At 70.3% G+C, this 19,270-nt stretch carries 18 protein-coding genes; 8 read left to right on the forward strand and 10 right to left on the reverse strand.

The genetic code is table 11. The features are described 5' to 3' along the window. Window positions 1-352 (forward strand): sigma-70 family RNA polymerase sigma factor (locus tag LR393_RS29190; protein ID WP_231488227.1); only part of this gene is annotated, 352 nt, incomplete at its 5' end. Here LR393_RS29190 and LR393_RS29195 read toward each other — a convergent pair. From LR393_RS29195 to LR393_RS29225, 7 genes are all read right to left on the reverse strand, one after another. Beyond that, window positions 336-1,037 (reverse strand): hypothetical protein, encoded by a 702-nt coding sequence (locus tag LR393_RS29195; protein WP_231488228.1) that lies wholly within the window; start codon window positions 1,035-1,037, stop codon window positions 336-338. The genes LR393_RS29190 and LR393_RS29195 overlap by 17 nt on opposite strands. Before the next feature lie 194 nt (window positions 1,038-1,231). After that, window positions 1,232-2,521: an adenylosuccinate synthase gene (locus tag LR393_RS29200; RefSeq protein WP_231488229.1), complete on the reverse strand. Its 1,290-nt coding sequence runs from the start codon at window positions 2,519-2,521 to the stop codon at window positions 1,232-1,234. A gap of 106 nt (window positions 2,522-2,627) precedes the next feature. Then, the gene (locus tag LR393_RS29205; RefSeq protein ID WP_231488231.1) at window positions 2,628-3,629 is read right to left on the reverse strand and encodes an NAD(P)/FAD-dependent oxidoreductase; all 1,002 of its coding nucleotides are present in this window, start codon (window positions 3,627-3,629) and stop codon (window positions 2,628-2,630) included. Between the two features lie 23 nt (window positions 3,630-3,652). Continuing rightward, complete coding sequence (locus LR393_RS29210) at window positions 3,653-4,090, reverse strand: DUF3151 domain-containing protein (protein ID WP_231488233.1); 438 nt, start codon at window positions 4,088-4,090, stop codon at window positions 3,653-3,655. Window positions 4,091-4,194: 104 nt separating this feature from the next. Next, window positions 4,195-5,217 carry a class II fructose-bisphosphate aldolase gene (gene fbaA, locus LR393_RS29215; protein WP_231488234.1) on the reverse strand — a complete coding sequence of 341 codons (1,023 nt, stop codon included), beginning with the start codon at window positions 5,215-5,217 and terminating at the stop codon, window positions 4,195-4,197. Between the two features lie 365 nt (window positions 5,218-5,582). Further along, window positions 5,583-6,359, reverse strand: coding sequence for a response regulator transcription factor (locus LR393_RS29220; RefSeq protein ID WP_231488235.1), 777 nt, complete (start codon window positions 6,357-6,359; stop codon window positions 5,583-5,585). A gap of 113 nt (window positions 6,360-6,472) precedes the next feature. Next, complete coding sequence (locus LR393_RS29225) at window positions 6,473-7,879, reverse strand: sensor histidine kinase (protein WP_231488236.1); 1,407 nt, start codon at window positions 7,877-7,879, stop codon at window positions 6,473-6,475. A gap of 164 nt (window positions 7,880-8,043) precedes the next feature. Between LR393_RS29225 and LR393_RS29230 the strand changes: the two genes are divergently transcribed. The 4 genes from LR393_RS29230 to LR393_RS29245 all read left to right on the forward strand — a co-directional run bounded on the left by LR393_RS29230 (window position 8,044) and on the right by LR393_RS29245 (window position 12,705). After that, window positions 8,044-9,234, forward strand: a complete 1,191-nt coding sequence (locus tag LR393_RS29230; RefSeq protein ID WP_231488237.1) for a lipid II:glycine glycyltransferase FemX — start codon at window positions 8,044-8,046, stop codon at window positions 9,232-9,234. After that, on the forward strand, window positions 9,231-10,331 hold the full coding sequence (locus LR393_RS29235; RefSeq protein ID WP_231488238.1) for an alanine racemase: 1,101 nt from the start codon (window positions 9,231-9,233) through the stop codon (window positions 10,329-10,331). The genes LR393_RS29230 and LR393_RS29235 overlap by 4 nt, the downstream gene beginning before the upstream one ends. An 88-nt stretch (window positions 10,332-10,419) precedes the next feature. Beyond that, complete coding sequence (locus tag LR393_RS36735) at window positions 10,420-11,766, forward strand: GDSL-type esterase/lipase family protein (RefSeq protein WP_231488239.1); 1,347 nt, start codon at window positions 10,420-10,422, stop codon at window positions 11,764-11,766. Window positions 11,767-11,928: 162 nt separating this feature from the next. Further along, a complete protein-coding gene (locus tag LR393_RS29245; RefSeq protein WP_231488241.1) occupies window positions 11,929-12,705 on the forward strand; it encodes an HAD-IIA family hydrolase in 777 nt (258 codons plus the stop codon). Window positions 12,706-12,756: 51 nt separating this feature from the next. Here the strand turns inward: LR393_RS29245 and LR393_RS29250 are convergent, their stop codons facing one another. The 3 genes from LR393_RS29250 to LR393_RS29260 are packed head-to-tail and all read right to left on the reverse strand — an operon-like array spanning window position 12,757 to window position 16,830. Further along, window positions 12,757-15,552: an FtsX-like permease family protein gene (locus tag LR393_RS29250; RefSeq protein ID WP_231488242.1), complete on the reverse strand. Its 2,796-nt coding sequence runs from the start codon at window positions 15,550-15,552 to the stop codon at window positions 12,757-12,759. Next, on the reverse strand, window positions 15,549-16,295 hold the full coding sequence (locus tag LR393_RS29255; RefSeq protein ID WP_231488243.1) for an ABC transporter ATP-binding protein: 747 nt from the start codon (window positions 16,293-16,295) through the stop codon (window positions 15,549-15,551). Before LR393_RS29255 ends, LR393_RS29250 begins: the two co-directional genes overlap by 4 nt. A gap of 13 nt (window positions 16,296-16,308) precedes the next feature. After that, a complete protein-coding gene (locus tag LR393_RS29260) occupies window positions 16,309-16,830 on the reverse strand; it encodes a PadR family transcriptional regulator (protein ID WP_231488244.1) in 522 nt (173 codons plus the stop codon). A gap of 342 nt (window positions 16,831-17,172) precedes the next feature. Here LR393_RS29260 and LR393_RS29265 point away from each other — a divergent pair, with 342 nt between their 5' ends. The 3 genes from LR393_RS29265 to LR393_RS29275 all read left to right on the forward strand — a co-directional run bounded on the left by LR393_RS29265 (window position 17,173) and on the right by LR393_RS29275 (window position 19,091). Next, the gene (locus LR393_RS29265; protein WP_231488245.1) at window positions 17,173-17,745 is read left to right on the forward strand and encodes a hypothetical protein; all 573 of its coding nucleotides are present in this window, start codon (window positions 17,173-17,175) and stop codon (window positions 17,743-17,745) included. 172 nt (window positions 17,746-17,917) lie between these two features. After that, entirely contained in the window at window positions 17,918-18,433 is a 516-nt protein-coding gene (locus LR393_RS29270) for an RNA polymerase sigma factor (protein WP_231488246.1), read from the forward strand. A 1-nt stretch (window position 18,434) separates the two neighbouring features. Continuing rightward, window positions 18,435-19,091 (forward strand): hypothetical protein, encoded by a 657-nt coding sequence (locus tag LR393_RS29275; protein ID WP_231488247.1) that lies wholly within the window; start codon window positions 18,435-18,437, stop codon window positions 19,089-19,091. Window positions 19,092-19,270: the final 179 nt, after the last annotated feature.

The following is a 19,270-nucleotide window of genomic DNA, read 5'->3' on the forward strand; positions in this document are numbered from 1 at the left end:
GGTGCGTGAGATCGCCCAATACCTCGATGTCGACGCGGATCTCGTGCTCGAAGCGCTGGAGACCGCGAGCGCCTACATCACCGTGCCGCTGCAGACCACGGCCGACGACTCCGACCGCATGGGCAAGGCCTTCGACGACGCCGGGATCGAGCTGGTGGAGCAGCGCGAGACCTTGCGACCGTTGCTGGCCCGCCTGCCGGTGCGGGAACGCCGCATCCTGGAGCTGCGGTTCGGCAAGGGGCTGTCCCAGTCGCAGATCGCGGCCGAGGTGGGCGTCTCGCAGATGCACGTCTCCCGGCTGCTGACCAAGAGCCTCAACATCCTGCGCAGCGGGCTCACCCAGGAGTTGTGAGGCGCACCAGCCCGGCCCGGGACCGGACGTGACGCTGCGGCACGATGCGCGGCGTGTCGGCCCGGTGGCGCGGTACCCGGAGCGGACGGTGGCCCAGCGCGAGACGTCCCAGCACGACACCGGATCCGGTGACGGCCACGACCCCGTAGACCACTGACGCGTAGACGTCACCGGCCACGCCGTAGCCGAGGAAGAGCCCGCCCTCCAGTGCCTGGACCCACCAGGACCCGGCGGCAATCCCGGAGACATCCCTACTGGTCCAGGCTTTCACAATGGCCGGGATCACGAACCAGCCGATCGAGGCTCCCACGACCAGTTCGGCCACGTGCCGTTCCGTGGTCAGGTCGACCACAGCGGTGCCGAGCAGCACCGCGGACCACACGGTCGGCAGCCACATCCGTTCCCGCGCGGCCCCGGCCTTCCAGGCGGCGTACACGGTGATCGCCGCGAACGGCAGGCCGACGGCGGAGGAGGCGATCAGCCAGCCGTCCGGGATGCACAGCGCGTAGACGGTCCAGGCGAAGAAGCTGATCGCCGAGTTGAGCACCGCCGGCAGGCTGACGCCGGCCGCCGTGCCACCGCGGCGCAGATGCAGGTACTGCGGAACGCTGACGGCTACCGCCAGCACCACGGTGCCGACACCGAACGTGTGCACGGCCAGCGACGAGACAACCCATTCGAGCACCGAAACTCCCCCGGAACGGCCGCGCTCCCCACGCGAACGACCAGAGACTAAGGGCGACCGTCCGGCGCAGAACGTGCCCGGGACGGCGTGGCGGCTTCGGACCTTCCGGTAGTGCCTGAGCCAGAAAGGTTCTCGCCCCACAAACGAGGGACGCCGCCGGTCGGTCACCAGCGGCGTCCTTAGTTGTGAAGGCTTTACTCCGGCAGCAGGGAGTGGCGCACCACGGTCTGCTCACGGCTCGGCCCGACCCCGACAGCCGAGATGCGCTGGCCCGAGATCGCTTCCAGGGCATTGACATACACCTGGGCGGCCTTGGGCAGGTCGTCGAAGGTGCGCGCGGCGGAGATGTCTTCGGTCCAGCCGTCGAAGTATTCGTAGATCGGCTTCGCGTGGTGGAAACCGGTCTCCGTCATGGGCATTTCCTCGTGACGCTCACCGTCGACCTCGTAGGCCACGCAGACGGGGATGCGCTCGATGCCGGTGAGCACGTCGAGCTTGGTCAGCACGAAGTCGGTGACGCCGTTGATCCGGGCCGCGTAGCGCGAGATCGGGGCGTCGTACCAGCCACAGCGGCGCGGACGGCCGGTGGTGGTGCCGAACTCGCCGCCGACGTTACGCAGGCGGTCGCCCCACTCGTCGTGCAGCTCGGTCGGGAACGGGCCCTCACCGACGCGGGTGGCATAGGCCTTGGCCACGGCGATGACCCGGTCGATGCGGGTGGGCGGGACGCCGGAGCCGGTGCAGGCACCGCCGGAGGTGGCGTTGGACGACGTGACGAACGGGTAGTTGCCGTGGTCGACGTCGAGCAGGGTGGCCTGGCCGCCCTCGAAGAGCACCATCTCGCCACGGTCCAGCGCGTCGACCAGGGTCTTCCCGGTGTCGGTGACCATCGGACGCAGCCGGTCGGCGTACGCGATCAGTTCCTCGAACACCTCATCCACCGTGATGGCGCGGCGGTTGAACACCTTGACCAGCAGGTGGTTCTTGGCGTCGAGCGCACCCTCGATCTTCTGGCGCAGGATGTTCTCGTCGAAGAGGTCCTGCACCCGGATGCCGACGCGGCTCATCTTGTCGGCGTAGGTCGGGCCGATGCCGCGGCCCGTGGTGCCGATCTTGCGCTTGCCCAGGAACCGCTCGACCGTCTTGTCGAGCGTGCGGTTGTACGAGGGGATCAGGTGCGCGTTGGCCGAGATCAGCAGCTTGGAACAGTCGATGCCGCGGGCGGTGAGCCCGTCGATCTCCTCGAACAGCACGGCGAGGTCGATGACCACACCGTTGCCGATGACCGGCGTGCAACCAGGGGTGAGGATGCCCGAGGGCAACAGGTGAAGGGCGTACTTCTCGCCGTCGACGACCACGGTGTGCCCGGCATTGTTGCCGCCGTTGAACTTGACGACGTAGTCCGCCTCGGCACCGAGGGCATCGGTGGCCTTGCCCTTACCCTCGTCGCCCCACTGGGCGCCGACCAGAACGATCGCGGGCATTGAACCGGGCTCCTTACTCCACCCCTGGGTGTGGGGTCCGGTGATTGATGCTAGCGCGACAGCGGCTGTTCGCCTTGACGACCCCCACCGTCTGCGCCCGTCGGTGTCACCCCAGCTGCTTCAGCAGCTGCTCGGCCAGTCCGTTCCCCGACATCCAGGCCTGCTCGACCCGTGAACGGGGCCCCCAGGCATCGCCACAGACCCCGATCAGGGCCGGTTCCCCCGGTCCGAGCAGGCGGAACGGATCCAGATGGGTGCGCACCGGCGCCGCGAACGACCAGCGGTGGACGCGGGCCCACTCGGCCTGCGGGGTGGTGCCGGAACCGAGCAGACGGCCGAGTTCGGCGAGCATCGGCTCGATCCCCGAACTGTGGTCGCGCAGCCGGGTCCGGGCGAACGCGTCGGTGCTGTGGGCGACAAGCACCGGTACCCCGTCGGCGTGGCTGCGACCGCTGTCGGTGATCCAGGTGATCGTGTCGGAATTGTTGACGAACACCCCGTCGAACTCCGGCCACCAGCGCGCACTCCAGGCGGCCCAGAGCGTCAGCACGGGGTGCTGCCCGGAACCGGCCACGCCGAGTTCGGCCGCCGTTCCGGGCGGCAGCAGCCGCTCGGCCTGCGGGTCGGGCATGGCCAGCACGACGGCAGCGGCCGGCTCGCCGTCCACCAGCGGCCGTCCGTTCTCCACCGTCACCGATTCGACCAGGTGCGCCGTCTCGACTCTCAGCCCCTGCGCCAGGTTCTCGACCAGCCCTCGCAGGCCGCCGGTACCGGGCACGGTCGACCAGCGCTGCAGCCCGGGATTGCCCGGGCGCAGCCCTTCCTCGTCGAGCACGCTGAAGTGGTCGGTCCACGGCTGAGCCAGGCCGGCCTCCCGCCAGGCGCCCACCACGTGCGCGAAAAGCGCTTCGCGCACGGTGAAGTAGGGCGCCCCGATGTCAACGGAGTGTCCGACCGACAGCGACGAGACCGGGCCGACGTATTCAGTTTTCACGGCCATCCGGCCACCGATGCGACGGCCGCGCTCGTAGAGCCGTACCCGCACCCCGGCGTCGTGCAGGCGCCGCGCGCAGGCCACCCCGGCGATCCCGGCGCCCACGACGACCACCGGGGCAGTGCCGCGGTTCTGGTTCAGCGCTCGACCGCCCAGCTCAGCACGTTGAGCGCAGCGGCGGCCTCCGGGTCACAGTCGGCAACGAACGCGGCGATCCGGTCGCGCTCCTCGTCCTCACCGATGGCGGCGGCGGCACGGCCGAGAGCCGCGAGAGCGCGCAGGAAACCCTGGTTCGGGACGTGCGACCACGGCACCGGGCCGTGGCCCTTCCAGCCGCCGCGACGCAGAGCGTCGAGACCCCGGTGGTAGCCGGTGCGGGCGTAGGCGTACGCCTCGACGTCGTTACCGGCCTCGAGCGCGCGCTCGGCCAGGGCGGCCCAGGGGAGGCAGTGCGACGGGGTCGCCGCGGCCACGTTCTCCAGCGGGGCGCCGGCGGCGATCGCATCGCGGGACACCGCGTCGTCCGGGAGGAGGGTGGGCGGCGGTGAGTTGAGCAGGTTCTGATGCGTGGTCACGAGGTGATTCTGCCCCAGCGTGGCGATGAGACGCTCGTCCAGGCCCGTTCGTGCGGTTCTTCCCCTTCGCGGGTCAGAACCGCACGGACCCGGGCCCGGCTGCTTCAGGAAATCTTCGTACCGGCGCTGCGCAGTGCCTGGCAGGCCTCGACCACGCGGGCGGCAAGGCCACCCTCGGCGGCCTTGCCCCACACCCGGGGGTCGTACATCTTCTTGTTGCCGACCTCACCGTCGATCTTGAGCACGCCGTCGTAGTTACGGAACATGTGCTCGACCACGGGCCGGGTGAAGGCGTACTGCGTGTCGGTGTCGACGTTCATCTTGACCACGCCGTAGTCGACGGCGGCCGAGATCTCTTCGGGCAGCGAGCCCGAACCGCCGTGGAACACCAGGTCGAACGGCTTCTGGCGGTCGAAGCGGGCGCCGACCGCGTCCTGGATCTCCTTGAGGATCTCCGGGCGCAGCTTGACGTTGCCCGGCTTGTACACGCCGTGCACGTTGCCGAACGTGAGAGCCGTCAGGTAGCGGCCCTTCTCACCCAGACCGAGCGCGTCGACGGTGGCCAGCGCGTCGTCCACCGTGGTGTAGAGCTTGTCGTTGATCTCGTTGGCGATGCCGTCCTCCTCACCACCGACGACACCGATCTCGACCTCGAGGACGATCCGGGCGGCGGCCGTGAGATCGATCAGCTCGGAGGCGATCTTCAGGTTCTCGTCGAGCGGCACCGCGGAGCCGTCCCACATGTGCGACTGGAACAGCGGGTTCTCACCGCGGGCGACGCGCTCGGTGCTGATGGCCAGCAGCGGGCGGACGTAGCCGTCGAGCTTGTCCTTCGGGCAGTGGTCGGTGTGCAGCGCGATGTTGATGTCGTAGTTCTTCGCCACCTCGTGCGCGAACTGCGCCAGCGCCACCGCACCGGTGACCATGTTCTTCACCGTGGAACCCGAGGCGTATTCGGCCCCACCGGTGGAGATCTGCACGATGCCGTCGCTTCCCGCCTCGGCGAAGCCGCGCAGCGCGGCATTCAGCGTCTGGGACGAGGTGACATTGATGGCGGGATAGGCGAAGGACCCGGCCTTGGCGCGGTCGAGCATCTCCGCGTAGACCTCAGGGGTTGCAATCGGCATCAGAAAAGCTCCTGTGCGGTTCGTCGTGCGTTATCAGCGTGGTGGTCCCATCAGGGGGCCACCCACACCGGCGCACGGTCAGGAGAGGAGCCCTGCGGACCTTCATGTCGCTCTCGCTACGCCGATCCTTGCACGTGAATGGCCTCCGGGCGCGCGCTTACGTGAGGCCTTGAGCGTGCTTTCGAAGGCGCCAATCCGACTTGCACTGGCCCGTGTCAACGTTTGGCGCGTCCCGGAAAAAATTCTTCGCGGCGTGTGTCCAGCTTGTCCGGACAAGTACCGTGACCCACGAGATATTCGGGACTAAAGTGACACAAGTGGCCGCTTTGCGTGACGTGAGCCAGGCAACGAGTGATCCAGGCTACTCACCAGCTCTGCGGGGCCTGATCCCCCGGCGACACCACACCGGTCTCGTAAGCCACGACGACCGCCTGCACCCGGTTGCGGAGACCGAGTTTCGCCAGCACCGAACTCACGTGCGACTTCACCGTGGTCTCGCTGACCACCAGGTGACCGGCCAGGTCGGTGTTCGACAGCCCCCGGGCCATGCCCACCAGGATCTGCCGTTCGCGCTCACTCAGGGCGGCCAGTTTCGGGGCCCACAGCGTGCGGGCCGCCGCGGTGCCGGGAGTCGGGGGGGTCGGGGGTACGGACGTCGTGGGTACCGCCGGGGGCAGCGAGCGTTCCAGTTCGAGGCAGTGGGCGATGAGCGTGTTGGTCACCACCGGATCAACCAGGGAGTTGCCGCCGAACACCGTGCGCACCGCGGACACCAGAACGTCGGGACCCGCGTCCTTCAGCAGGAAACCGCTGGCCCCGGCCCGGATCGCGCCGAGCACGTACTCCTCGTCGTCGAACGTGGTGAGCACCAGCACGGCGGGCACGGGACCGTCGCCCGCGACGATGCGGCGGGTGGCCTCGATACCGTCCAGCACCGGCATCCGGATGTCCATCAGCACCACGTCGGGCCGCACGGCAGCGACCATCTCCAGCGCCCGGGCCCCGTCGCCGGCCTCACCGACCACGGTCAGGTCGGCCTCGTGGTCGAGGATCATCGTGAGACCGGCGCGGATCACGCCCTGGTCGTCCACGACGCCGACCCGGATGGGTCGGCTGGGCGCCGAGATGTGCGCAGTGGTCATGAGATCGCGGGTTCCCTGCTCGAACGGCATCGGTCCGGCGCACTCTCGCACGATGTCCGGGTCCGGTGCGAGACGGCCTTCGGCACGAGCTTCGGGACGGCCTTCGGGACGGCTCAGACCGCCGGTCGCAACGCAGCGTGCGGTTCCCCGCCGGTGTCGTTCTCCATCGAGATGCCCAGCCGGGCCCGCACCAGCCAGCCGCCCAGCGACGAGTGACCGGTCTCCAGCGTGCCTCCGCACGAGGCGGCCCGCTCGCGCATGCCGACCAGACCATGGCCGGAACCGAAGGTGGACGTGCGGCGAGTCTCCTGCGGGCCGTCCGCCACCGCGATCCCCCGGGGCGTGGTCACCGGCCGCCGCGACCAGCGGGCGACCGCGGACGCGTCGTCGGGTTTGGCGGCGGCCGGACCGCCGTCGTCGTGCACCTCGATGAGCAGGCTGTCGCCGGTCATTTGCAGCACCACCAGGGCCCGGCCGGCCCGGGCGTGCACCAGGGCGTTCGTCAGGGACTCCTGGATGATCCGCACCGCGGCGAGTTCGACCGCCGCGGGCAGGATCGGCTGCACCGGGGGCAGGCGCAGCTCCACCGGCATGCCCACGGCCTCCATCCGGCCGGCGATCTCCGGGATCTCGGCCAGGGTGGTCTGCGGGGCCAGCGGACCGGCCGAGTCGGTGGACCGCAGCACCTTCACCACCTGGCGCATGGCGGCCAGGGTCTGCTGACCGTCCAGGGCGATCCAGCGCACGGCCTCGCGCAGCTGCTCGGGACGGGCGTCGGCGACCCGGTCGGCGGCCTGCGCCCGCAGCACGACCGCGCTGATGTGATGGGCCACCACGTCGTGCAGCTCCCGCGCGATCCGGGTGCGCTCGGCGGCGACCAGCTGATCGGCCTGGATCTCGCGCAGCCGCTCGAGCTCTTCCTGGCGGTGGCGGAGCTCCTCGTTCGCCCGCCTCTGACGGTACGACGCCCGGCCGAGCAGAACGGTGGCGATCACGGCCGCAGAAAGAATGAAAATGCGCGGGACATTAATGAATCCGACGTTCGCCGGGTCGTCGAAGAGGGCCCGGACCGCCCACTCCTGCGGGTCCGGACCGTAGAACAGCGAGTCGCGCAGCACCCCGATCTCACAGACCAGCACCGTCCACACGGTGGCCAGGGCGCCCTGGGCCGCGACCGAGTAACCGGCCAGGACGAAGGGCAGCACGTGCAGGTCGGTGTCCAGCCAGCCGCCGTAGACCTGCGGGTAGAGCAGCACCAGCGCGAACAGGGTGGCCCGGGGGAACCGGTCCCGGGTGAGCAGCACGGCCGTCATGACCGCGGACAGCCAGAGGTAACTACCGGGATTCGCCGGGTCCCAGCCGTTGTGGATCAGCCAGGGCACCCCCGCGAAGGTCGCCACGAAGAGCACGGCGGCGATGATCGCGGCAGGCAGCGGGGGCAGAACCCGGTCGTGCAGGAAGCCCCGGACCGCACTCACCCTGGCACGTTGCGTGACGTCGGTGGGTGGCTGAATGGTCACCCTACGACGATAAAGGCAGGACGCGGCCGGGTTCCTCCTTCTGGAGGATGAACGAAAGGGTGACCCGCGGTCGTACTTCAGGAGGAGACAATCCCCCGAAAGCACCACGGGACCATACCGTGGCCTGATGTGGTGACCCGGCCACAGGAAGCACCCTCATACACATGCCTGGAACAGATGTCCGCTCCACCCGCTCCGGCACCGCGCTGTGGCCCGCGAAGCAGCCCGGGCTCACGGTGCGGCGGATCCCGGCCGCCGAGCACACCCGCTTCGCGCAGACCCACGCGGCGAGCATTCTGCAGACCCCGGCCTGGGGCGGCGTGAAGAAGGCGTGGCACAACGAGAGCATCGGCTGGATCGAGGACGGCGAGGTGGTCGGCGCCGCCCTCGTGCTGTACCGGCCGGTACCCGGTACCAACCGCAGCCTGGCTTACGTGCCCGAGGGCCCGACGCTCCCCTGGGACCGCGTGGTGGAGGCGCCGCGGCAGTGGCTGGACCCGTTCCAGGAGTACCTGAAGTCGCAGCACGCGTTCGCCCTGCGGATCGGCCCGACCCAGACCGTGCGCTCCTGGGGCACGGCGACCGCCAAGAACGGTCTGGCCGCCGAGGGTGTCACCCGTTTCTCCGGGCTGGAGCCCGACGAGGCCGACCCCACCGGCCTGTCGCTGATGCGGATCCTGCAGGCCACCGGCTGGGTCTCGCTGGAGAACGACTCCGGCGAGTTCACCTCCGGTCAGCCGCGCCTGGGCGTTCGGGTCGACATGCGCGACCGCACCCCCGAGCAGCTCCTGAAGAGCATGAACCAGCAGTGGCGCCGCAGCATCAAGAAGTCGGCCGCGGCCGGGGTCACGGTACGCCAGGGCGATGTGGTCGACCTGCCGATCTTCCACGAGCTGTACGTCGAGACGGGTGAGCGTGACGGTTTCACGCCGCGCCCGGCCGACTACTTCACCACCATGTGGAAGGCGCTGAACTCCGGCCCGGAGCCGATGCTGCGCCTGTGGATCAGCGAGTACCAGGGCGAGGCCCTGTCCGCGGCGCTGACCGTGGATGTGGATCGCACCTGCTGGTACACCTACGGCGCCTCGACCTCGCGGCACCGTGAGGTGCAGGCCCCGACCGCCATGCAGTGGACCTCCATGCAGGCCGCGCTGGCCCGCGGGAACTGGGTCTACGACTTCCGGGGCATCGCCGACACCCTGGACGAGAACGACCGTCTCGCCGGTCTGCTGCGGTTCAAGCTGGGCGCCGGCGGTCACGTGGTGGAGACCGCGGGCGAGTGGGAGTTCTCCCTCTCCCCGCTCTGGCACAAGGCTTTCCAGACCTACCAGAAAGTTCAGAGGGCGCGGGCATGACTTTCACGCTGACGATCGACGAACCCCGCTGGGAGGCCAGCGTCCGGGGGGCGGCCGAGCAGTTCCCGGCGGTGGTGCCCGTGATCAAGGGCAACGGCTACGGTTTCGGGCGCGAACGGCTGGCGGAGCTGTCCACGCGGCTCGGCGTGGACACGGTGGCGGTGGGCACGGAGGCCGAGATCGCCTCGGTCCGCAAGGCTTTTCACGGCAGCATCGCGGTGCTCGGCCCAATGACCATGGCCGAGGCACTGAAGTCCTCCCGGCCGGTGGGTTCGGTGATCCGCACGGTGGCCCACGCCGACGTGCTGCGCCACCTGGCCGATCAGGGCGACCCCGGCATCCAGGTGATCCTGGAGCTGGACTCACCGGTTCACCGGCACGGCGTGCAGCTGGCCGAACTGGCCGGGCTCACCGAACCACTGAGCCGGGTGCACCTGGCCGGTATCGCCATGCACCTGCCCAGCGGTGGTGACCGGCAGGAAGTCGTGCAGTCGGTGCACCGGGCCATCTACGAGCTGCGCACGGCCCGTGTCCCGGTCGACACGTTCTGGGTGTCGCACCTGACCGCGACCGAACTGGCCGCTCTCCGGGCCGCCGAGCCCGGCATCACCGTGCGCCCGCGCGTCGGCACCGGCCTGTGGCTGGCCGACCGCAGCACCTTCAAGGTCACCGGCACGGTGCTCGACGCCCGCACGGTACCGAACCGTGAGGCCGTGGGCTACCGGCAGCGCCGGATGCACGGCGGCACGCTGCTGGTGGTCTCGGGCGGCACCGCGCACGGCATCGGCCTGCAGGCCAGCTCCGGCCGGAGCGGCCTGAAGAACATCATGAAGAGCGTGGTGCAGGGCGCCGCGCACGGCGCCGGCTGGAGCCCCTCACCGTTCCGCTGGGCCGGGAAGAAGCTGCACTACGCCGACGTCGCGCACATGCAGGTCTCCATGCTCATCGTGCCGCCCGGGGTGAAGCCGCCCGCCGTCGGCGACCGCCTGGCCTGCGACGTCCGGATGACCGTCAGCACCTTCGACGAGGTCGAGATGAACCCGGCCCGGACCGGTGAGGCCGTCGGGCGGGGTGCCACGTTTCCCGCTGCCTCCTGAGGGAACCTAGGGCTCCCATGGGGAGCTGATTCTTCAGCCGTCCCGCGGGTGTGCCGAGTGACATTCACACGTCCCGTCGGGAGGGGCAGTGAAGAGGCACACCCGTAACGCCTGGATGGCCCTGGCCTCGGCCGGGGCCGTCATCGCGGTCGTCGTCCTGGTGTCGGCCGGGCATCAGCGTGGCCTGGCCGCCGCGCCGTCCGCCGACGCCTGCCCCACCGCGGCGTTCCCGGGTGAGACGGCCACCGTCGCACCCACCCCCTCGCCCGTCAGCAGCGACCAGATGACCCCGGCCCTGCCCCGCACCGTGGAGCCCGGCTGGAGCGGCGCCTGGAGCACGGCGGTCCAGGACATCGACGGCCCCGACCTGACCGGCCGCACCCTGCGCCAGGTGGTGCACCCCACCCTCGGCGGCAGCCGCTTCCAGCTCCGTCTGGCCAACACCTTCGGCCACGAACCGGTACGTCTGTCGGAGGTCACCGCCGGGCTCGCCCTGGACAACGGCCCGTCCGTGCAGGGTGACTCGGTACGCCAGGTGACGTTCGGCGGCGCCCGGGACGTCGAGATCCCGCCCGGAGGGCGGGTGATCAGTGATCCGGTCGAGCTCTCCCGGCCCTTCGGCCGGTCCCTGGCGATCGACATGGTGCCCCGGGGCCCGACGGTGGCCGGCACCGGGCACGCCCGGCCGGTCGCGACCTCCTACCTGGCCGAGGGCGATCACGCGGGCGCCGGCGCCGGTGACGTGTTCACCCACTCGGTGTCGTCCTGGTACTGGCTGGAGGGCATCGACGTGCCCGACCCGGCCGGCGACGGCACGATCAGCATGTTCGGCGACTCGATCACCGAGGGCGCCGGCTCCACCCCGGACGAGAACCGGCGCTGGCCCGACCTTCTCTCGGCCCGGATGCGCCGGCACACCGCCACGGCCGCCCTGGGCGTGATCAACGAGGGCATCGGCGGCAACCGGGTGGTGTCCGAGAACCAGTCCTGCGCCTCACCCAGTGCCTCCGGGCTGCGCCGGTTCGGGCACGACGTCCTGGAACGGCCGGACGTGCGGGTCGTGGTGATCGCGCTGGGCATCAACGACATCGGGTCGGGCACCCCGGCCACCACGGTGATCGACGGCCTGACTCAGCTGGCCGACCGTGCCCAGGAGCACGGCCTGCGGGTCGTCGGCGCCACGCTCACCCCTTTCACCTGCGCGACCGGCTGCCTGACACCGGAGAAGGAACGGCAGAGGACGCTGGTGAACGACTGGGTGCGCACGGCACCGGAGTTCGACGCGGTGGTCGACTTCGACGCGGCCGTGCGCGATCCGGCGGATCCGGAGCGGATGCTCCCGGTGAACGACTCGGGCGACCACCTGCACCCGAGCGACGCCGGGATGGCGGCACTGGCAGCCGCTTTCAACCTCGACGCACTGGTGGGCGAGTAGCCCGGGGAACATTTGCACGGATCACGACCAAGGTTTGCCGGTGATCAGGCGATCCCCCGGCCTCCGGCCGGGAGGTGCCCCCCAGTTCCCCAGCAGGTCGTCGCCGATCAGCCGCAGTACGGTTCGAGCCGGGGGCATACGACTCGAACAGGTAGGAGAAGCATGAACACGCGGGAGATCCGCTGCTGGCTGACCGATATGGACGGCGTCCTGGTCCACGAGGGCCTGGCACTGCCGGGTGCCGCCGAGTTCCTGCAGCGTCTGCAGGAGAAGGAACGCCCCTTCCTGGTGCTGACGAACAACTCGATCTACACCGCGCGTGACCTGCGGGCCCGCCTGCTCTCCTCCGGCCTCGACGTGCCGGAGTCCTCGATCTGGACGTCCGCCCTGGCCACGGCCCAGTTCCTGGCCGACCAGCTGCCCGGTGGCAAGGCCTACGTGATCGGCGAGGCCGGGCTGACCACGGCCCTGCACGAGGCCGGGTACGTGCTCACCGACACCGACCCGGACTTCGTCGTGCTGGGCGAGACGCGCACCTACTCGTTCGAGGCGATCACCAAGGCGATCCGGCTGATCGAGGGCGGCGCCCGGTTCATCGCGACCAACCCCGACCCGACCGGCCCCTCGGCCGAGGGGCCGCTGCCGGCCTGCGGTGCGGTGGCGGCGCTGATCAGCCGGGCGACCGGCCGGGACCCGTACATCGTCGGCAAGCCCAACCCGATGATGTTCCGCAGCGCCCTGAACAAGATCGACGCCCACTCCGAGTACACCGCGATGATCGGCGACCGGATGGACACCGACGTGGTGGCCGGGATGGAGGCGGGCCTGGAGACCTTCCTGGTCCTGACCGGCTCCACCACCCGGGAGGGTGTGCAGCGCTACCCGTTCCGCCCGTCCCACATCGTGCCCTCGATCGAGACCCTGATCGACCTGGTGTGAGACGTGGTCCGGGCGGCCCGGGGTCCTGCGCCCCGGGCCGCCCGGACGTCTCTACTGCCCGGGCCGGCGCACCACGGTGAGCCGGGAACGGGTGGTGGCGAAGGCGATCAGCATCGCCAGCAGCGGGATGCCGAGGCCGACGCCGAGCAGGTACCGCCAGGGCAGGACCAGCCGCCACAGCTCCTCGTCCGAGGCGAGGGAGCTCCAGTCGTGCTGCATCCGGATCAGTACCCAGCCGGCCAGGATCCCGCTCACCACCCCGAGCACCCCGCCCAGTCCGGAGATCACCCCGGCCTGGGCCGCGGCCAGCCGGCGGCGCACGCCCGGCCCGGCACCGACAGCAGCCAGCGTGGAGAGGTCGGCCCTCGACTCGGCCGCGGCCAGGCCGACCGCGGTGAAGGTGCCGACCAGGCTGACCACCGCAGCGGCCACCAGCAGCGCGAGCAGCCCCAGCGTGTACGAGCTGACGTAGCCGCGCTCCACCTCCATCTGCACACCGGCCTCGGTGTGCAGCAGGTCGTTGACCCGTTCCTCCTGGCCCTTGGACACCGATCGGGTGGTGTCGGCCAGGAAGCCACTCGTCTCCAGCTCGAGCCCGAGTTTCCCGGCGGCCACCGACGGGTACACCAGACCGGTGAGCTTCTGGTCCCCGGAGGGCCACGGCACGGCGTCCAGCGCGACGGTGGTCCGGGTGTCGTCCTGGCCGTCGTCCGACCAGCGCTCGACCGACAGGTGCACCTTGCCGTCCGGCCAGATCACCTCGGGGTCGGTGGTGACGACCCGGCCCGCCTTGAGCGCGGCCGCGGCCGCCGGGGCCGCCCCGTCGGTCAGGACCTGGAGCGCGGTGCCGTCGTCGAAGAGGTTGCCGTGCTCGAAATCGATGGTCCCGGGCTCGCTTCGGCCTGGGCAGGGGCCCAGGTCATCATCCGGGACGGAACTCGGGGAAACGCTGATCGAGACACCCCCCTGGAGGGTAGCCAGGGGTGGACACTCGAAGCCGGGCGGCAGCAAGGGGTTCAGGACGACGTCCACCCCGTCGTCCGCCGACTTCGGCGTCCGGAACGGCTGCAGCGTGCCGATCGGCAGCTCCTTCCGCAGCAACGCCTCGGCCCGGGGCAACGACGGCTCCGCGTCGTCGAACGAGTAGGTGATGGCGTCGACCGCGATCACCCCGGAGGCCGCGGCCGGCCGGTAGTTGCGGTGGTCGTAGTCCTCCTGGGCGGCCATGAAGACCAGCGCCGCACTGCCACCGGCGATCGCCGCGAGCACCGCGGCCACGGCCGGAGCGGTGCGGCTGCGCTGACGGGCAGCGTCCCGCAGGGCGAACCGGGCGCTGAAGGGCAGGTGCACGGCCAGCCGGGCCGCCAGCGCCACGATCGCCCCGGAGGCCGCGACCAGGCCGACCTCGGCCAGGCCGAGACCGAGCACGGTCACGAAGGGCAGGTCGGCTTTCGAAGTGAAGACCGCCAGTCCGGTACCGACGGCCACGAGCACCAGGCCGAGCACCGGCACCCGCAGCGCGGGCGGGGAGTAACCACGACGGCCGGTCAGGGCCGCGACGACGTCGAGCTTCGCGGCCTGCCGGGCCGGGATCAGTGACGCCCCGAGAGAGGTGAGCACGCCGACACCGACGAGCACGAGGAGGTCGACCGAGTGCACGTCGATCCGGACGATCGAGACGTCGTGGGCCCGCAGCACGGCAATGATCACCATGCCCAGCAGGGTTCCCAGCCCGGCCGCGACGGTGCAGCTGACCAGGCCGATCACCCCGTTCGTGGCGAGCACGACGGTGCGCAGATGACGCCGGTGCGCACCGGTCGCGGCCAGCAGGGCGAGGGTGTGCTGATTGCGGCGCGCACCGACGGCGATGGCGGGCCCGGCCAGCAGGGCGATCTGCAGCAGCACCATGCCGATGACCACGACCATGACACCCACTACCTCACTGGGCGTGTCCACCAGGTAGCGGTCGTTGTTGTAGGACACCTGCGAGGCGGGCGGTGGGTCGGCGACCACCTGCCGGCTCAGCACCACCGCGCCCCGCTCGTTGAGGTCGAGCACGTCGGACCAGGTGACCGGGTCCGGACCGACCACGATCAACCGGGATCGGGTGTATCCACCGTCGTAGGTACCGTCACCGGGCCTCAGCGCCTCCCGAACCGCAGCGGAGACGAAAGTGCCGGGCCTCCCGATGATCTCTTTGCCGTTCTCCAGAGTCAGGCCGTCCACGACGCCCACCACGGTCAGGCTCCGCTCCGGGTCGCCCGTCGGCCGATAGGTGAGCCGTTCGCCCACCTTCACCCCGGCGTCCGCGAGCCGGCGGCTAACCACCACCTCGCCGGCCTGTTCCGGGGCCCGGCCGGCCACCTGCTCGAGGAGACCACCGAGACCGCCGGCGGTGTAGTCGATCTCGCGCAGGGTCGCGCCGAGCAGACGATCTCCCCGGCGGAGGTTGCGGTTCGAGTCCACCGACCACTCGGACACCACCTGGTCGCGGGCGGGGATCAGCGGGGTGACCGCCTCCTCGAACTGGGCCATGGTCGCCGGGCCGGACTCCTCGTCGACGGGCGGGTCGTCGCGCGTGGTGTAGCCCCGGCCGTCTGTCGTCTGCACGAGCGCGACGCCGTAGGCGTAGGTGATCTCGGCCTGCGCCTGCACGCCCAGCCGCACCCGCACGTCGTCCTGGGGGTCACGTTCGTCCGAGTGCCACAGCACCGACACCGCCGCCAGGGCGAGCACCGGCAGGGCCACCATCAGGGCGACCAGGGCGCTGCGGCCCTTGTTGCGCCAGACGTCCCGGCGGGCCAGGCGCAGCGCGGCACGCCACACCACGATTCTCTCGAATATCACGAGATGCGGCTTCCGGCAGCGGATTCCACCATCTTGCCGTCGCGCAGGAACACCACGCGGTCGGCCCAGGCCGCGTGCTGGGCGTCGTGCGTGACCAGCAGTCCGGCCGCACCCTCGTCCACCCGGGCCCGCAGCACCTTCATGATGGCCTCGCCGGTCAGGGAGTCGAGGGCGCCGGTGGGCTCGTCGGCCAGCACCAGGCGACGCGGCCCGACGAGCGCGCGGGCGATCGCGACCCGCTGCTGCTGGCCCCCGGACATCTCTTCGGGAAACCGGTCGAACAGATCTTCCACGCCGACCTCGCGCAGGGCCTCGCGGGCCTCCAGCCGCGCCTGCCGGGTGCCGACACCGTCGAGTTCCCTCGGGAGCATGACGTTCTCGGCGGCGGTCAGGGCCGGTACCAGGTTCAGGTCCTGGAACACGTAGCCGACGCTGCGACGCCGCAGGGCCGCCCGGGCCTTCACCGAGAGCCCGGCGATGCTCACCCCGTCGACCACCACGTCACCCGAGGTGGGGGTGTCGAGCCCCCCGGCCAGGTGCAGCAGGGTGGACTTGCCCGAGCCGGAAGGGCCCATCACGGCGACCAGTTCACCGACGCGGACCTCCAGACTCACGCCGTTCAGGGCGCGCACCGGCACCGCGGTTCCCTCACCGTGCACCCGGGCCGCGTCGTTCAGGCTGAGCAGGACGGGGCGGCGGTCCGGCAGAGCCGCCGGTTCGGTGGACCGTGCTTCGACACTCATGGCATTGCCCCTCTCAGCGGGCACGCAGCCGCTGCTCGACCAGGTCGAGCCAGCGCGCCTCGGCCTCGGCCACAAAGATCAGATGATCGAGCACGAGCTGCCGGGCCAGGGCGTCACCCTGCACCGGATCCGGCAGCGAGCGCTTCTCCTTGGTGTACCCCTGCAGTACGCGCAGGGTTTCGGCCTTCTGGCGGTGAATCACCGCGAACGCGTCGACACCCGGCGCCGTGGCCGCGAGGGCCACCTTGATGGCCACCTCGTCGCGGTTCGGCGCCTGACGGTCGACGGGGGTGCCCCACCACCGCTCGACCTCCTCGCGGCCGGAGTAGGTGAGCCGGTAGTTCACCGAACCGTCCTCGCCCCGCTCCGCCTCCTCCACCAGCCCGTCCCGGACCAGGCGGTTCAGGGTCGTGTAGACCTGCCCGATGTTGATCGGCCAGGTCCGGCCGGTGCGCACCTCGAACTCGTGCCGGAGCTGGTACCCGTACTGCGACCCCTCCGAGAGGATCGCGAGCAGGCTCTGACGGACCGACATCCCCGGCACTCCCCTCCAGGATCAGCACTGCATACCCAGTATGGCGAGAAGAAAGCTATACCGGGTATGCATCGCCGGGCAAGGGGATTCTGGCCGTTATCAACCCGTGACCGAAGTCGTGTCGTTGTTCGGAGGGCTCCGGAACGTCTTAGTGATGTCTTCGCAAGCAGCGCCACGGCAATCGAGCTCCCGATGGGGGCCGCCGGGTGGGGGGGCGAACAACGCACCGAAACACCGCACCACGCAGCAAAAGACAGCGAGGGCAGTGGTTGCCGCCACTGCCCTCGCCCAGCACGCCATTCCCGCTCAGGACCAGCGCCAACCGATCACCGAAGGAAAATCATGTCTGTCAAGGGTATCTCACTCGCCGTCGCCGCCGCCGCACTCGCCGCAGGCACTCTCACCGCTTTCGGCCTGCCGGCCCACGCCGCGTCGCAGAACAACCAGCCGGGCAGCGGCCCGATCACGGCGGCCCAGGCCACCTACCCGGCCATCCCGGCCAAGGCCACCGACAAGCTCGGTTTCGCCCAGGACGGCCTGGAGTTCGGCTACATCACCAAGGCCCGCCTGAAGAACGGCAAGCTGAAGATCACCGTGCGCCAGGCCGAGTACTACGACGGCAAGGCCTCCAAGCTGCTCAACGGCGGCATCACCCCGCCCGACGACTACACGATCGCGGTGGACAAGACCCTCGACCCGTTCACCTACACGGTCTCGGGCAAGGCCAGCCTGATCGGCGTCAACGAGCTGCGCGGCTACCCCGACCCGGTCGGCCGCAAGAGCATCACCGCCGCACAGCTGGTGAGGAACTTCAACCGGCTCGACACGAAGAAGGTGGCGGTCTGGCTGCGGCACACCGACACCGAGACCAACAGCGGCGCCGTCACCGCGCTGGCCGAGCAGTTCATCCCGTGACGATCGGGTGACAGGACGTCGATGCCGGTAGCCCTGGGCCTGCGTCATCGCCCGGCCACACTGCCCCGAAGGGCGCAGTGTGGCCGGGCGGTTGCCGAATCACGCCCAGAAGCATCGGCACCCACTAGAGTTCCTGCCGTCTTTGCGGAGTTCGGCGGGAAACGGCGGTGCAGTGGCAGCGGACGTGGGAAGCGCGGCTCCCACCGGAAGAGGCGACTACGAGTCGCTCTTCCCGGAGCTGTGGCGCAAGGCGTACGTGGTGGCCTACCAGGTGCTCGGATCACAGGCCCAGGCCGAGGACGCCGCCCAGGAGGCGATGGCCAAGGCCTATTCGTGGTGGGGACGCATCAACAAGTCGCCTCACGGGTGGGTGGCGAAAACCGCCTACACACAAGCGATCGACATTGCCCGCCGGCAGGTTCGCCACCAGGAGGTACTGGGCGCGGACGACGAGGACCGGCCCGCCCGGGGCGATGCGCGCCTGGAAGACCGGATGGATCTCACCGCGGCGATCGAGCGGCTGCCGCGGCGCCAGCGCGAGGTGATCGTGCTGCGCTATCTGGCCGACCAGTCCGAGGCCGACACGGCCGCGACCCTGGGCATGCGGGTCACGACGGTGCGCAAGCACGCGCAGCGGGGGCTGGCCACGCTCGGTGGTCACCTGGCGTCCGAAGTGCGGGAGGTCTGACATGTTCGACGACCTGAGGCCGGACGAGATCCCGGCTCCTCCCCCGAACGCCCTGAACGCCGCCGTGCACCGGGGCACCAGCATCCGGCGGCGCCGCACGGCCTGGGTGGCCGGGGTCGCGACCGCCGTGGTGGTGGGAATCGCGGTGGTGCTGAGCAATCCGTTCAGCACCACCGGCTCCGCCCACGTGGTGCCGGCCACCGCCGCGCCGACCACGCCGCCGGACTACTCGGCCATCCCCGAGCACCCGATCGCGGAGAAGGACGGCGTGACCTTCGGCTACCTGCAGAAGATCACGACGAATGCGGACGGCACCCTGAGCCTGCTGATCCAGCCCGGCTGGTTCCTCTACGGCGAGGACGCCAAGAAGGCCAACGGTGGGGAGTGGCCCCTCGACGATCACCTGGACGGCAAGACGAAGGGCACGGAACCGACGGAGTTCCGGCTCGACCCCAAGGCCCGGATCGAGGGCGCCAGCGCCCTGCTCGACCAGACGGACGGCGCCACCGTGACCGAGGGGCAGCAGATCTCGATCGCGCAGATGAAACGTAACTGGGACGCCTACCAGGAGGCCAGCGGACCGGTCCAGATCGGGATCTGGATGCGGCTCACCGACGACAACACGATCACGTCGCTGTTCGAGCAGTTCACTTCCTGAGGGGCGTGCCCGCCCGACACGCCAGCAGCGAACCGGCAGCCAAGGCCCTCCCTCAGCACCGGTCGGCAACCACCCGGCACCGGCCACGCAGGAGGGGCTCACAGGTACCGGCCGCCCGTTGTTGACTCAGGCCCAGGCCCGGGCCCGGGGCGCAGGCGCCATCGCCGGTACGCCCGACA

It is taken from the genome of Kineosporia mesophila, assembly GCF_021129235.1.
Lineage (GTDB): Bacteria > Actinomycetota > Actinomycetes > Actinomycetales > Kineosporiaceae > Kineosporia > Kineosporia mesophila.

What these genes read in the sequence shown, in the direction of transcription:
- LR393_RS29200 (WP_231488229.1), bottom strand. Translation starts at nt 2,521, where the DNA reads ATGCCCGCGATCGTTCTGGTCGGCGCCCAGTGGGGCGACGAGGGTAAG.
- fbaA (WP_231488234.1), bottom strand. Translation starts at nt 5,217, where the DNA reads ATGCCGATTGCAACCCCTGAGGTCTACGCGGAGATGCTCGACCGCGCC.
- LR393_RS29220 (WP_231488235.1), bottom strand. Translation starts at nt 6,359, where the DNA reads ATGACCACTGCGCACATCTCGGCGCCCAGCCGACCCATCCGGGTCGGC.
- LR393_RS29230 (WP_231488237.1), top strand. Translation starts at nt 8,044, where the DNA reads ATGCCTGGAACAGATGTCCGCTCCACCCGCTCCGGCACCGCGCTGTGG.
- LR393_RS29235 (WP_231488238.1), top strand. Translation starts at nt 9,231, where the DNA reads ATGACTTTCACGCTGACGATCGACGAACCCCGCTGGGAGGCCAGCGTC.
- LR393_RS29245 (WP_231488241.1), top strand. Translation starts at nt 11,929, where the DNA reads ATGAACACGCGGGAGATCCGCTGCTGGCTGACCGATATGGACGGCGTC.
- LR393_RS29255 (WP_231488243.1), bottom strand. Translation starts at nt 16,295, where the DNA reads ATGAGTGTCGAAGCACGGTCCACCGAACCGGCGGCTCTGCCGGACCGC.
- LR393_RS29260 (WP_231488244.1), bottom strand. Translation starts at nt 16,830, where the DNA reads ATGTCGGTCCGTCAGAGCCTGCTCGCGATCCTCTCGGAGGGGTCGCAG.
- LR393_RS29265 (WP_231488245.1), top strand. Translation starts at nt 17,173, where the DNA reads ATGTCTGTCAAGGGTATCTCACTCGCCGTCGCCGCCGCCGCACTCGCC.
- LR393_RS29275 (WP_231488247.1), top strand. Translation starts at nt 18,435, where the DNA reads ATGTTCGACGACCTGAGGCCGGACGAGATCCCGGCTCCTCCCCCGAAC.